At 49.1% G+C, this 14,461-nt stretch carries 7 protein-coding genes and 6 pseudogenes; 4 read left to right on the top strand and 9 right to left on the bottom strand.

Features of this window, described 5'->3' with window-relative positions:
- Nucleotides 1–2: 2 nt before the first annotated feature.
- A complete protein-coding gene (rpoE, locus tag GKO28_RS16590) occupies nt 3–605 on the bottom strand; it encodes an RNA polymerase sigma factor RpoE (RefSeq protein ID WP_173534724.1) in 603 nt (200 codons plus the stop codon).
- 162 nt (nt 606–767) lie between these two features.
- Between rpoE and nadB the strand changes: the two are divergent.
- Nucleotides 768–2,357: pseudogene (nadB, locus tag GKO28_RS16585) on the top strand (L-aspartate oxidase).
- Nucleotides 2,358–2,408: 51 nt separating this feature from the next.
- Here the strand turns inward: nadB and GKO28_RS16580 are convergent.
- Nucleotides 2,409–3,071, bottom strand: a complete 663-nt coding sequence (locus GKO28_RS16580) for a sulfite exporter TauE/SafE family protein (RefSeq protein ID WP_182077117.1) — start codon at nt 3,069–3,071, stop codon at nt 2,409–2,411.
- Between the two features lie 16 nt (nt 3,072–3,087).
- Nucleotides 3,088–4,501, bottom strand: a pseudogene (hemN, locus tag GKO28_RS16575) (oxygen-independent coproporphyrinogen III oxidase).
- A 160-nt stretch (nt 4,502–4,661) separates the two neighbouring features.
- Here hemN and fnr point away from each other — a divergent pair.
- Nucleotides 4,662–5,409: pseudogene (gene fnr / locus GKO28_RS16570) on the top strand (fumarate/nitrate reduction transcriptional regulator Fnr).
- 47 nt (nt 5,410–5,456) lie between these two features.
- Nucleotides 5,457–6,125 carry a hypothetical protein gene (locus GKO28_RS16565; RefSeq protein WP_182077116.1) on the top strand — a complete coding sequence of 223 codons (669 nt, stop codon included), beginning with the start codon at nt 5,457–5,459 and terminating at the stop codon, nt 6,123–6,125.
- Between the two features lie 120 nt (nt 6,126–6,245).
- On the opposite strand, the pseudogene rlmB reads toward GKO28_RS16565, so the two are convergent.
- Nucleotides 6,246–6,990, bottom strand: a pseudogene (gene rlmB, locus GKO28_RS16560) (23S rRNA (guanosine(2251)-2'-O)-methyltransferase RlmB).
- Between the two features lie 182 nt (nt 6,991–7,172).
- Between rlmB and GKO28_RS16555 the strand changes: the two are divergent.
- The gene (locus GKO28_RS16555; RefSeq protein WP_182077115.1) at nt 7,173–8,036 is read left to right on the top strand and encodes an HDOD domain-containing protein; all 864 of its coding nucleotides are present in this window, start codon (nt 7,173–7,175) and stop codon (nt 8,034–8,036) included.
- On the opposite strand, the gene GKO28_RS16550 is transcribed toward GKO28_RS16555, so the two are convergent.
- From GKO28_RS16550 to GKO28_RS16530, 5 genes and pseudogenes are all read right to left on the bottom strand, one after another.
- A complete protein-coding gene (locus GKO28_RS16550; RefSeq protein WP_210768911.1) occupies nt 8,033–8,362 on the bottom strand; it encodes an antibiotic biosynthesis monooxygenase in 330 nt (109 codons plus the stop codon). The genes GKO28_RS16555 and GKO28_RS16550 overlap by 4 nt on opposite strands.
- Nucleotides 8,363–8,366: 4 nt before the next feature.
- Nucleotides 8,367–8,810 (bottom strand): GNAT family N-acetyltransferase, encoded by a 444-nt coding sequence (locus tag GKO28_RS16545; RefSeq protein ID WP_182077114.1) that lies wholly within the window; start codon nt 8,808–8,810, stop codon nt 8,367–8,369.
- A gap of 1 nt (nt 8,811) precedes the next feature.
- Nucleotides 8,812–10,251, bottom strand: a pseudogene (gene tldD / locus GKO28_RS16540) (metalloprotease TldD).
- Between the two features lie 201 nt (nt 10,252–10,452).
- Nucleotides 10,453–11,159 (bottom strand): annotated as a pseudogene (locus tag GKO28_RS22435) (carbon-nitrogen hydrolase family protein).
- A gap of 177 nt (nt 11,160–11,336) precedes the next feature.
- A complete protein-coding gene (locus tag GKO28_RS16530) occupies nt 11,337–14,450 on the bottom strand; it encodes a YhdP family protein (RefSeq protein ID WP_203564237.1) in 3,114 nt (1,037 codons plus the stop codon).
- Nucleotides 14,451–14,461: the final 11 nt, after the last annotated feature.

Below are 14,461 nucleotides of genomic sequence, written 5' to 3'. Positions count from 1 at the left end.
GACTACCAGCGTTTATCCTTGCCCACATCGCCCAGCAAAGGACGCAGGCGATTGGCAATCGCTTCCCGCGCGCGAAAGATACGCGAACGCACGGTACCTATCGGACAATCCATCGCCAAGGCGATTTCGTCATAACTCATCCCATCCATTTCACGCAAAGTAATCGCTTCGCGCAATTCATCAGGCAAAGCATCAACCGCCTCATTGACTGTAGAGACAATCTGCTTATTGGATAGTTCAGTCTCTGGCGTATGAAAATCTGGTACTAATGCAGCCGCATCGACAGTATCGCCATCCTCATCTTCATACTCTGCAGACAAAATCGGCCGGCGACCCAAGGTCGACAGGTAGTTTTTCGCGGTATTAATCGCAATGCGATACAGCCACGTATAAAACGCACTTTCACCGCGAAAAGACGGCAAAGCCCGATAGGCCTTAATAAAAGCCTCTTGGGTTACGTCTTCGATTTCATTTTGATCACGAATCATTCTCGATAACAGTCGCACCACACGTCGCTGATACTTTACAACCAACAGTTCAAAAGCACGCTGGTCGCCATTTTGCGCCCGCAAGACCAATTCATGATCTAAATCGCGCTCACTGATTTTAAGCAAGGGTAAAAACTCCCACAGAAAATTGCATTTATTACATTTAAGCCTTGATATATTGGGTTTGGCTTGAAAATTGCAAGCCACATTGTTGTAAGCCAAGCCAGAGATCGTGCGCTCTGTTAATATTTGCCCATCCATTTTTCGAAATAAATCACCATGCGCACATTTGATGTATTGATTCTGGGCAGCGGACTCGGTGGCATGACCATCGCACTTCAATTGGCAAGCCAACTCAAAGTCGGCCTCATTACCAAACGCGCGCTACGCGATGGCGGTAGCGGATGGGCGCAAGGTGGCATCGCCGCCGTACTGGATGGCTCCGACAGCAGCGAGCTACACATCAATGACACGCAAGTGGCTGGCGCAGGCTTGTGTGATCTTGACGCTACTCGATTTATTATCGAAAACTCTAAAGAAGCTATCGATTGGCTCATCGAAATGGGCGTTCCCTTCACCAAAGACGACGAAGGTCAAACCAGCTACCACGGCTTTCATCTCACCAGAGAAGGTGGCCACAGTCACCGCCGAATCATTCATGCCGCCGACGCTACAGGCGCGGCAGTGATTGACACGTTGGCGATCAAAGTAGCCGCACACCCAAACATTACCGTACTGGAAGAACATATCGCCGTCGATTTAATTACGGATAAAACCAGTGAAAATCGCTGCATCGGCGCCTATGTTTACAACAAAGCTACCGATCAAGTTGAAACCATCCTTGCGCAGCACACCGTACTCGCCACCGGCGGTGCGGGCAAAGTCTATCTGTACACCACCAATCCTGACGTGGCCACTGGCGACGGCATCGCCATGGGCTGGCGCGCGGGCTGTAGCGTGGCCAATATGGAATTCATTCAATTTCACCCGACCTGCCTCTACCATCCCCACGCTAAATCTTTTTTGATTACCGAAGCCGTGCGCGGTGAAGGCGGCATCTTGCGCCTACCGGACGGCACGCGATTTATGCCCAATCACGATGAGCGGGCAGAATTAGCCCCTCGGGACATCGTGGCACGCGCCATTGACTTTGAAATGAAAAAAGGCGGTTTTGACTGTGTTTATTTAGACATTTCCTATAAACCCGCCGCCTTTGTCAAAGAGCACTTCCCCAACATTTACCTGCGCTGCCTTGAGCTGGGCATCGACATCACTAAAGAGCCAATTCCCGTGGTACCCGCCGCGCACTATACGTGCGGCGGCTTAGTCACCAATCTGAACGGGCAAACCGACGTGGCCGGACTTTATGGCGTGGGTGAAGTGGCCTGCACTGGTCTACATGGTGCCAACCGACTTGCGTCAAATTCCTTGCTTGAATGCATGGTTTTAGGCAAATCAGCAGCCGAGCACATCTTGCAACAAAAACTCCTCGCAACCTCCCTCACGTTGCCGAATGGGATGAAAGCCGCGTCACCGACCCTGACGAAGAAGTGGTGATTTCACACAACTGGGACGAGCTACGACGCTTTATGTGGGACTACGTTGGCATCGTGCGCACCACCAAACGACTTTGAGCGCGCACTGCACCGGATTGAATTACTCAAGAGCGAAATTCATGAGTTTTATCGCAATTTCCGCGTGTCAAACGACTTAATTGAATTACGTAATCTGGTGATTACCGCCGAGCTTATCGTTCGTTGCGCCATGGCCAGAAAAGAAAGCCGTGGCCTACATTACAGCCGAGATTACCCTGACATGGCCCCGCAAGCTAAACCGACCATCCTTACGCCTCAGTCCAGTAGAAAATAAAAAAAGCGCCGCACTCACTGCGGCGCTTTTTTAGACAAAAATCAAATCAAATCAAATCAAATCAAACTCAATAGTCGATACACCCCAAAAGACCACAATCACCAAACCAAAGCTAGGACGAACTCCAGGGTAATTTAATACCCGCATAAAGCGTGCCGCAAAAAAGCCCATCAACAACAAATTCGGCAGCGTCCCCAAACCAAACGCTAACATGACCACCCCACCCTTGAGTGCTGATGCCGTTGATAGCGCAGCCAAGCTGGCGGTATAAACCAGACCACAAGGAATCCAGCCCCATAAAAAACCAATCAAAGGCGTATGCCACACCGAACGTATCGGTAAAAAACGCCGTAAAATCGGTTGAATCGCCCGCCACAGCGGCTGTCCGACTTTCTCAATTTGAGTGAGCCACAACGACCAACCTGCAATATATAGACCCAAAACAATGAGCAATATATTGGCCAAAATAAATAAGATTGATTTTAATGCCTGCAGCTGACTAAGGGCAGTAAAGCTCGCAATGCCACCCAATATTGCGCCTACAGCGACATACCCTGCTAAGCGGCCAAAATTAAAGCCCAAGTCGTACATCCACCTTGGGCCTTTGGGTAAATTGGCACTAAACGCTGCAACAATACCACCGCACATCCCTGCGCAGTGACCGCCACCGAGTAAACCTGCTAAAAATAACGCCAGCCAATCTAGTTCAAGCATACCACTTCACAAGCCATTAAATCAGCTGAGAATACCTTGCTTGAGTCGCTTTTGTCCGTAAATACGCATCAAACACCATCGCAATCGAACGAATCAACATCCGCCCTTTAGGCGTCACCACGATAGAATCCGTCTCTAACACCAACAAACCATCTGCAACAAAAGGCTTAAGCAGCTCAAGCTCTTCGGCAAAGTAGTCAACAAAATCAATCACATAGCCAGATTCAAACGTCTGAAAGAATAACTCAAACTGACACATTAAAGCCTGAATCACCGCGCGGCGCAGCGCATCATCATCCCGGTTCATGGTCAAGCCACGCTCAATCGGAAATTCATTTAGCGCTAGCTTGGCGTAATACGCTTCCAATGTTTTTACATTTTGGTAGTAGTTCGCACCAACCTTACCGATCGAAGACACGCCAAATGCCAGCAAATCACAATCGGCATGCGTTGAATATCCTTGGAAATTACGCTGCAAGCGGCCACGACGCTGCGCGACGGCCAAATCATCATTGGGCAGCGCAAAGTGATCCATCCCAATTAAGACATAACCGGCCTGAGTTAATTGCTCGATTGAATTTTGTAAAATATCGAGTTTCGTCTCTGCCGACGGCAACTCATCGGCATTAATGCGACGTTGTGGCATAAATCGTTCGGGCAAATGCGCGTAGTTATATAGGGCAATACGATCAGGCTTGAGCATCAGCACGCGATCAATGGTTTCCGCCAGTGATGCCGCTGTTTGTTTCGGCAAACCATAAATCAAATCAACGCTGACTGAGCGAAAACCATACATCCTAGCCGCTTCAATCACGGTGCGTGTTTCGGCTTCCGATTGCACGCGATTGACTGCAACCTGCACTTCGGTATTAAAATCTTGGATGCCAACACTCATTCGATTAAAGCCAAGATTGGCCAAATGCTTAATCGTTTCTTCACCGACTTTGCGCGGGTCAATTTCAATTGAATACTCGCCATTTTCCAGCAAAGTAAAATGGGTATTGACCACATCCATTAAACGCTGCAGCTGAGCATGCGACAAAAAGGTCGGCGTGCCGCCCCCTAAGTGCAACTGGCTTACTTTAGGTCGATTCGGCAACAAATCACCGTACATTTTTACCTCTTGCGTGAGATAATCGAGGTATTCATCGGCTTTAGACTGATCTTTAGTAATAATTTTTATTACAACCGCAGTAGTAACATATCGTATTACAGAACGGCAAATGGAAGTACAATGACAAAGGCATTGACAATGCGCCAGGCATGCGCTGACTTAGGCAAGCCGAATGCGCCTCTTGGCTAAGACCAGCAACAAATCGATCTGCGGTTGGGTAGGAGGTATAGCGAGGGCCTTTGCCATCGTAACGCACGATTAACTCACGATCGAAATCAATAGCTGGCGTAGTAATGTTTATTTTTTTCGAGATCATGATCTTTCCCAGTAACTTTGCTTTGGTCGCAGAATAAGATGGACCAGTAGAATAAAGTTTGATCTAAATCAGATAAAATACAACATCCCTCTTTATAGATAGCTGATTTTGCTTTACAACAGCTGCTGAAATTATCATTCAAGCGTACATCGAGCCTTATATGATTCAAAATATTCAAATACGCGAACTGACTCCTCGCCACCTTCGTCAATCATGTTCTAACTGCAGCTTGCGTGAACTTTGCCTCCCTATCGGGCTTAACCCCGATGAAATGCAAGAGCTCGATGCCATTATCACGCAAGCCCGACCGATCAAACGCGGCGAAGCCCTTTACCGTGCTGGTGAACCATTTAAATCACTGTTTGCCATCCGCGTTGGTTTTTTTTAAAGCCAGTGTAATTTCTGAGGATGGCCGAGAACAAGTCACGGGCTTTCATATGTCTGGCGAATTAATGGGTATGGATGCCATTAGTTCAGATTTTCATACTTGCGACGCCATTGCACTCGAAGACAGCGAAGTATGTGAACTGCCGTTTGGTGAAATTGAAGAATTAGCCGGTGACGTACCACTCTTGCAGCGCCACTTATATAAAGTAATGAGCCGCGAAATCGTTCGCGATCATGGCGTCATGTTGCTATTAGGCAATATGAAAGCAGAAGAACGCTTGGCAGCTTTTTTGCTCAACCTATCACAACGCTTTGCCGTGCGCGGCTACTCATCAACTAGCTTTCATTTGCGAATGACGCGTGAAGAAATCGGTAGCTACCTCGGACTCAAACTTGAAACCGTCAGTCGTACTCTGTCAAAATTTCAAGACCAAGGTTTTATCAAAGTTCAAAATCGCTTAATTGAAATCATTGATGGCGACAGTTTGAAAAAGCTGTTGAGCAACTGCCAAGGCGAATAATCTCGCACGGGCTGCCCAATCAATAACGGCAGCCCAATGGAGCTACAATGCATTACACCATCGTCGCGCCACAACCCCTACAAGCACTGCTCGCACATCGTCTCAAGCATTTTGCGGCGATTGACTATCAATTTTGCGACAAAACCAACGCCCAATCGGCAATGATGTTTGTCCAAGCCAATCCACACGCGGCACCCAACACTTTTCACGCCGATATTGAACTACTCGCCCTGCCAGCACTGCAAGCAGCTGAACACGGTTTTATCTTCGCCGCAGCGGGTTCGGTAACCGCACTACAAAGTGCTGCCCCTTTACTGGATGCACTCGCCCCGATTGCCAATGGTTGGCTGCATATTGGCGACTTTGGCGCGGCCAGCTTTGCACATCGCGCGTGGCAAATCATGACCGGCAACCCCTCACAAGAAAACCCCGCCTTTTGGCAAAACATCCCAAACCTACCCACTCCCAATCCGCTTGATCAAGCGCAGTTCCTTGCCGAGCTCGCCCAGCAAATGGGTGCACAGCAACAACAATGCATCGCGCTCCAGCAGCTTGCCAGCGAATTTCTCAACCAGTATCCAGCGCATAACTTCCATGCCTACCCACCATTACAACGCCAATTTTTTGGCCCATGGAGCCAAACCAATACTTCGCCAGCCCAACAATTAGCCAGCTTTATTTTACAAATCCCCACGCAATCTACGCCTACCAATTAAGCGCCAATAAAAATAGGTATTGCAATGCAGCGCTTATTGAACAAAGCCTACATCGCAATACCTATTTAATCATGCCAACTTTCAGTCAAGCACACTCAAACCCAACGCAGCGACTATGGCTTACTTGGCCATCACGCGCTGACGACGGCTTTCAGACAAGACTATCCCTGCGGCTACCGACACATTCAAACTTTCGACCGAACCATACATTGGAATCGATACCAAACTATCGCAAAGCTCACGCGTCAAACGGCGCATGCCTTCACCCTCATTACCCAACACCCACGCAATCGGGCCCGTTTGCCCATAATGGAACAAATCGCACTGACCATCAGCCGCAGTACCCACCACCCAAATACCACGCTCTTTTTTAGTCGCGAATCGTTCGCGCCAAATTCGTCACCATCACATACGGCACGACTTCAGCGGCACCACACGCCACTTTGGATACGGTCGCCGTTACGCCAACACATTTATCTTTCGGTGCAATCACCGCATGCACGCCCATAGCATCGGCCACCCGAAGGCAGGCGCCCAAATTATGCGGATCGGTAATCCCATCTAAGATCAATAAAAACGGTGGCTCATCTAAATCATCCAACACATCTTCAATCGACAAATAGCTTTTTTCAGTATCAATCAGCGCCGCAACACCTTGATGACGCACATGGCCAGCAATACCATCCAAACGCGCACCATCCACTTGAACCAGTTTTACATCTTGTAATTTCACGGTTTTCAGTAAGTCTTTCATCCGTGGGTCGCTACGTTCACTATTAACGTAAACCTCCAGCACAGAATCGGGAAAACGCCGCAAGCGCGATGTGACTGCATGAAACCCATGAATAATTTTATTTTGCGACATACGCATATTTCCTAATAAAGCCGAGATTCGCAATTTTACGGTGTTTATGCAAAAAAGACTGTAAATAAGACATTGTTAGCGCCAGAAAGCGCTTATTATTTTACAGCGAAGGCAATACTCAGTTAAATAGATACTATTCTTAAACCACTACCATCATCAAATAGCCTCAGCATGCCATGACCATGACAGCCACTGAAAACAAATCCAGAACCGAGCTCAGAGATCAATACCTCGCGATGCTAGAGGACATTGCCAAAGAACTCGATGGCAATACGATTTTTCCAGTTTGCTTTGATATCTCAATCCAAATTGGCGCTGCAATGAAAGACCCCAATGCTTCAATGCAAAAAATTGCCAGCGAAGTAGAAAAAGACCCGCTCATCACCACCAAATTACTTAAGCTAGCCAATTCTGCCAGCTACAACCCCTCTGGGCGCGCCATTGTAAATATCGAAAATGCCGTGATTCGCTTAGGAATGGGGGTCGCACGTTCGGCAGCGCTGGCTTGTGCGATGGATCAACTATCACGCTCAGCGCAGCTTGCGCCCTTTGAGGCGCAATCTCGCCTCTGGTGGCAACATAGTCTCAAAACTGCCGCCATTGCCCGAGTACTTTGCAAGCACCTCGCGCCGCGTCTCAATCCTGAAGTCGCTTTTTTAGCCGGACTGGTTCACGATTTGGGTGCTTTCTTTATGCTCGATCGCGCCGGTAGAAACCCAGAGCTCCTCGAAAGACCCAAAACCGTAGAATATTTAGTCGCGCAATGGCATGACAGCATTGGTACCGTCCTGCTTGACACCTTATCGCTACCAGAAGAAATCATCGAAGCAGTCCGAGACATTGATTTACCTCGCCCACCGACCACACAATTAAGACGTCTCACCGACGTGATTTATGTGGCCAATTTATTTGCCGGCGGGTTGGACGAAATCAACAAACAAGACTTGTCCGAAGCCTTTGCCCCCTCCGAGCTCAGTGACCCGCAATACACCAACTTAATTAATGAAATGAATGAAGCCTGCCAAGAAATTTTGAGTGTGTTTTAACCATGATTGACTGCGCAAGGATGGCTGATTAACGAGTCACCGTAAGATCGAACCACCTGAGCAATAATAACTTGATAACCGGACAGCCATTGCGCGTAACGCTGCTTGGCTTCCAAATGCGCCGGATGCTGCATTAACGCCTTTAAGCCCGCTTCTGACTGCCAATAATACACATTGCAAAGCCGACCGCTCTCTACATTTTGCCAAGCCTCTTCACCCAAATAACCCTCGGTTTCTTTGGCCGCTTGAGCAATTTGCTGATCGAGCCGATGAAATTCAGCGTCAAATTGCTTGGTGTCAAAAATAAAGGTGGCGGAGTAGATCAAAACATCATCCTTTTTGCATCGGTACAAAACGAATCCCTGATGGGCTAACTTGGTCACCACCACAAGGCATAAAGCCGTAGCGCATATACGCCATCACACTATTGACACTAGCACTCACCGTTTGTAGTGGCGCATCTTGCTCAGCAGCCTTCAATAAAGCGCGGCCAACGCCGCGACTTTGCATTTCCGGCAATACAAACAGCATGGCAATATGTTGTGATGACCTCACCTGCAATACGCCAATAATCACGTCTTGAATCAAAGCCACATACGTCATCGAGTGCCGCGCATCGCGACTGGCAATCTCATCGGCAGTCGACAAGCGGGCAAACGTTGCAACCCCAGCAGGGGGCTGATACTGCACGGCCAAATGCGCAAAAGTCGTTTGCACCACCTCTGCGGCACGCTGATATTCATCGGCGACAATTTTTCGAATCACCAATGCCATCTTAACCCCCGGTACCACCCACCGTTAAGCCGCCATCAATTCGCATCGTGGGTTGTCCCACGCCAACAGGCACGCTTTGCCCATCTTTGCCACACGTTCCCACACCCGGATCGAGCGACAAATCATTACCCAGCATCGACACTTTAGTCAGTACATCTGGACCATTACCAATCAGCGTTGCGCCCTTCACCGGATACAGCATTTTCCCGTCCTCAACCCACCACGCTTCAGCCGCAGAAAACACAAATTTACCGCTGGTGATATCCACCTGACCACCACCGAAGTTCACCGCATACAAACCGCGTTTAATCGACGCAATAATTTCTTGCGGATCTTTATCGCCGTTTTCCATCAAGGTATTGGTCATGCGCGGCATGGTGATGTGCGCGTAGCTTTCACGACGGCCATTGCCCGTTACCGGCTGCCCCATCAAACGAGCATTGAGACTATCTTGCAGATAGCCTTGTAAAATACCGTCTTCAATCAACACCGTGCGCTGCGTTGGATTGCCTTCATCATCGACATTGAGCGAACCACGACGATCACCAATCGTGCCGTCATCGACCACCGTTACGCCTGGCGCCGCAACACGCTGACCAATTTTGCCAGCAAAAGCCGAGCTGCCTTTGCGATTAAAGTCACCCTCTAAACCATGACCATCGCTTCGTGCAGCAAAATGCCGGGCCAGCCATTCCCTAACACCACCGTCATCTCGCCCGCCGGAGCCGGTCTAGCATCTAAATTGAGCACCGCCTGATCAACCGCTTTTTTGGCGTAATCGAGCAAAACCATGTCGGTGAAATAGCCATAATCAAAACGGCCACCACCACCGGGCACTACCTTGCTCACGCTTACCATTGGCTTCAACAATGACATTGATCGACAAGCGCACCATCGGGCGCACATCCGCAGCACGATGGCCATCGTGACGCGCGATATACACCAGTTCATACTCGCCTGCCAAGCTCGCCATCACTTGCACTACGCGAGGATCGAGACTGCGCGCCAATTGCTCCAATTTTTCCAACATCGCCACTTTGGCCGCTTCGTTCAAACTCGAAATAGGATCTGTTGGGGTATAAAGCTGACGTGCATTATGTTTTGTGACATGGCGAGCAATACCCTCACCCCCTTGCCGACCAATCGCCCGAGTGGCATAAGCGGCCTGCGTTAATGCGGGCAAGCTGATATCGTCTGAATAGGCAAACGCCGTTTTTTCGCCTTGAATCGCCCGCACGCCCACACCTTGGTCAATGCTAAAGCTACCTGACTTTACAATCCCTTCATCCAAACTCCACGCTTCAGAGCGGCTGTACTGAAAATACAAATCGGCGTAATCAATATTGTGCGTCATGATGTCGCTAAAAACTTGACTGAGCGCCGCCTCATCCAAATTAAATGGGGTTAGTAATTGCTGTTCAGCTAAGGCAAAAACGGTCATTGGATTTCACTTTTAATTAGGGTGTTTAAGTTGTATGGAGCACCAAGTCGGCAAGGCCTTGCAATCAAAATCAACCCTGCACACTTTTACAACATTGAGTTACCGCGATTGTCCATCAAAGACCAAAAAAAGTACGAACAATTTCATTGTTTCCGATCGGCAATTCAAACCAAAGAAAACAACATGCCCATCGAGTGCCGGTTAGTCGCTTGCCGGCAATGACAATACTCGATGCGACAAAGCCGGCAAACTACTGCGAACTCGCTGCAACTGGCTGGCCTTTAATTCAGCCAACACCAGCCCATCACCACTGGCCAGGCAGTTTAGCACTTGCCCCCAAGGATCAATAATCATGCTATGCCCATAGGTGGTTCGACCACTGGGATGTTCGCCACCTTGATCGGCAGCAATGACAAAGCATTGATTTTCAATCGCCCGCGCGCGCAGCAATACTTCCCAATGTGCGCGGCCGGTCGTTGCCGTAAATGCCGCCGGTAATAACCAAATGTCAACACCGTCCACTTGGCGAAACAACTCTGGAAAGCGTAAATCATAACAAACTGCCAAACCTACGCGGCCAAATGGCGTGTCAAACGCGACCACTGCATCGCCTGCGCTAATGGTGTTGCTTTCACAAAACTGCTCGGTACCACTATCAAAACCAAATAAATGAATTTTGTCGTAGCGCGCAATACACGCGCCAGCGGGTCAAATACCAGACAACTATTTTTAACCTTTGCGGCATGCTCCGAGCGCAATGCGATCGTACCGGCCACCAAATAAATGCCGTGCTCGCGCGCCGCTGCGGCCAGAAAGTCTTGGATCGCCCCAGCGCCAAAGGTTTCTTGTATTGCCAATTTGTCTTGATCGGTTTGCCCCATCATCGCAAAATATTCTGGCAACAGCACCAGCTTGGCACCTGCCTGTGCTGCCTGTGCAATCAGCAGCTTGGCGCGCTGTAAAATTGTCAGCCACCACCGGGCCAGAAATCATTTGAATCGCACAGACTTGAACTGACTGCATATTACCCTCGCCATGTATAGCCACAAAAGCCACATCTAATATTAACTACAGCAACATACCCATTAGTTTAATTTTTTAACCTGTGGATCACGCATTGAACCGCTGATTTGATACTCAAACGAAACCAGCTCTCCCAAGGGATTTTGATCAAACAAGCGCTGCGCGGCAAAAGTCGCCAAACCCGCAATCGGATTAATCGCCGCCACGCCCAAAGCCACCGCATCCCCGACGGCAGGAACGATGCGCACCACAATGTCTTGCGTCCCAGCGACAAAATTGGCGTCGCCTTTAAAACGCACTTTGGCCGACGGCGCGTCAATCGTGAGGTTTTTAGTCTTGGCAACGCCCTGATTCATCGTGGCGTCCCCGGTGATTCGATCAAAGCCAAAGCCTTGTGAAATTAAATCTTCAAAATCGAGTTTTAAACGCCGAGGAATCGCTTGCAAATTGAGTACCGTCAAAAACCGTCCTGCGCCCGGATCAATTTTAAGGAACTGCCCAGCACCAACGTCAATTTTAAACTGCCCTTGCATTGAATTGAGTTTGGGAGACCAAGGCGGGCCTTGCCATTCAACATTGCCGCCAAAATGCAGCGGCGCCATCGTCATCGCCTCTGGGTAGCCAAACCGAGTCAATAATCGCCCCAAATTGGCTGAAGTCAGTTGCACCTGCCCTTGAGTCAGATTTTTACCGTCTTTTTGCTTCCAGATTCCATTTAATGTTAAATCACCGTCGGTGTTTTTTAACTGTAACTGCTCAATATTGAGCGCCGCGCCTTGCGGTACCGCTAATACATTTAACCGACCCAATTCAATCTGCTCATAGCGTAAATCAGCCACATCTAAAGTCATTTGCGGCCAAGCACTTGGCTCGTCCAATGCATTGTTTTGCACCGGCCCACTTAAACCCGGCACAGTGGTCGGTGCGGCCTGTGACTCCATCGAAAATGGCAGCCATAACTTACTCAGCTTGGCATTCAGCTGCCGACTACCGGCCTGCCAGTGGATTCGGCCCGCCAACTCTTTACTCTCTAAATCAACCTGCCAATTTTTTGCTGCAGGCTTAGCGCTGATGATGACGCCATTAAACAAGCGCCCCCATGCATTCACTTGCTTAAAACCCAGCTCTTTCACTGTAATTGCCGGCAAGCTATTGCTAGCGGCACTCGCTGAGTGCGGCATTTTTTCAACAAAATCGAGCCAATCTTCAACATCTAGCGCTGGCCAATGCCCAGTCACTACTACGCCACTTTCTGGTAACGCCCTCACTTCACTGCCTAGACCGAGCACCATTTGCACTTTCGGTTCGGCGCTAGGACTCGATTGTTTACTTTGCATTTTGCCGAATAATAATTGGCCTAAAGAAAACGTTAACTGATGCTGCAAAGCCCCACCGCTGGCTTTAACATTCAGCGACCGGCTTTGCGCGGCATTTTTGCCCAACGGCGCTGGCAGATTAACTTTAGCGCCCTGTAAATCGCTACTCACCGATAGATCAAATTGCTTAGGCGCGACTTTAAGCTGCGCTTGATACTGACTTTGCCCTGAAATCTGCGTTTGCAGTGCCGGCAAATAGGCGGTCGCAATCTGCCCCATTGCCGCGTCGCCGGTTAAATTCAATACCAAAGCGCCATTCACATCGTTCGAGCCCAATAGTTTAACCGTACCGCCAAGTGCTTTGGCCTGAGCATATGGCACTTTAATCGCCGATTCGGAAAACTCGACCTCGCCAGTCGCGGCATTGAGTACCGGAATCGCACCGCCAAAGCGCAATTGATTTTGCTTAAATCGATAGCGACCACTCACCTTGGTGTGATCAATATCCATCATTGGCATATCGAGCTTTAAATCCAACGTGCCATCGCCTTCGGCCTCCAAAGTATCTAAAAACCCTTGCGTGCTCTCCTTAACCGGACTATTGGCAACAAACGATAAAAAGTCATGCGTACGCCCACTTACTTGACCGCTGACCAAGATATGCTGATCTTGTTCTAAATTTGGAACTTCAACCTGCACGCCACTTAAACGGGTTTTTGAGATCTCGCCAGCCGATGCATTAATTTTCATCGCCAAGCCTTCAAAAGCCAAATCACCATTAATATGGTCAATCATTGGCCAGCCTGGCACATAGTTCAGCGTCACATCCGCCGCTTTGGCATAAATTGCAAATTGGCCACGTGCCTCATCCGCCGAACCTTTATGGTAAGGAAATCCAGCAACATCCCCCTGCCAAGTAATTCGCCCCTGACTGGCATCCCCTGCCAACAAAGCTTGTTTTAACCAAACAAGGACATCATCGCCCAAAATGCGTGGCAAATAGCGATACGCCTGATTGGCCGACAGATGCGCAATATCTCCCGATACTTTGACCTTGCCCAATCCTGAACTTGGCCCTTCATAATGACCATCTAATTTCAACTGAATGGCTGGATTCATCATTGAAAAATTCAGCAGATCAAAGCGCCAGTTTTGCGCCTTCTTTTGCCATTCGATGCGGGTACTTAGCTCGTTGAGCAGCATGGGATCGACAAATTGTGCCGGGTAGTTAAACTCGGTATTACGTCCCCGTACATCAAGTCGTCCACCTTGTTCTTGCCACTGCCCCGTCAAATCAATCGGGCCAAAATTCAAATCAGCATGGCGCAGCACCAGCGCTTGCGCATCAAAACGTCCAGCGAATGCCTTGGCGGCAGATAATGGGCCTTGCCAACTGAGCTCTGCCTCTTGAATCAGCCCGCCCACCTGAGCGGGGGCACTGCTCAATTGCGGCATCCTTGCTCTAGCCAAATAAGGCTTGAGTAACGGCAAATACGCATTTAAACCCGCAAGCTGCCACTGCTTTAACTGTAAAGCCGCCTCGGTCGTCGATTCGGCCTTGGTTTGGCTGTATGTCAGATTACACGATGTACACAACACCCCAGACGGCGATTCAATTTGCCGACCATTAATTTTTAAGGTTTTTCCCTTAGGGGTATCAGACCAGAAGACAACGGCATCAAGCTTTGGCAGCTGATACAGGGTGGTCGTAGCTTGATCACGCATTTGCCAATCACGCGCGCCCAAATCGGCCTCGATGGCTTGCAATTGGCCTTGTGCTAAATCGACCCGCAAATTTAACTGCCCCACACCATGCTCAAGCAACAAAGTTTTAGGCATTAAGGCATTCAGCCACGGCATAAACTTAATCA

Source organism: Deefgea sp. CFH1-16, from assembly GCF_016881365.1.
Taxonomy (GTDB): domain Bacteria; phylum Pseudomonadota; class Gammaproteobacteria; order Burkholderiales; family Chitinibacteraceae; genus Deefgea.
This window is presented reverse-complemented; position numbering and strand designations above follow the sequence as displayed.

Excerpts from the sequence above, each read along its gene's own strand:
- GKO28_RS16580 (WP_182077117.1), bottom strand. The coding sequence starts at position 3,071 with ATGCTTGAACTAGATTGGCTGGCGTTATTTTTAGCAGGTTTACTCGGT.
- GKO28_RS16565 (WP_182077116.1), top strand. The coding sequence starts at position 5,457 with ATGCATTACACCATCGTCGCGCCACAACCCCTACAAGCACTGCTCGCA.
- GKO28_RS16555 (WP_182077115.1), top strand. The coding sequence starts at position 7,173 with ATGACAGCCACTGAAAACAAATCCAGAACCGAGCTCAGAGATCAATAC.
- GKO28_RS16545 (WP_182077114.1), bottom strand. The coding sequence starts at position 8,810 with ATGGCATTGGTGATTCGAAAAATTGTCGCCGATGAATATCAGCGTGCC.
- GKO28_RS16530 (WP_203564237.1), bottom strand. The coding sequence starts at position 14,450 with ATGCCGTGGCTGAATGCCTTAATGCCTAAAACTTTGTTGCTTGAGCAT.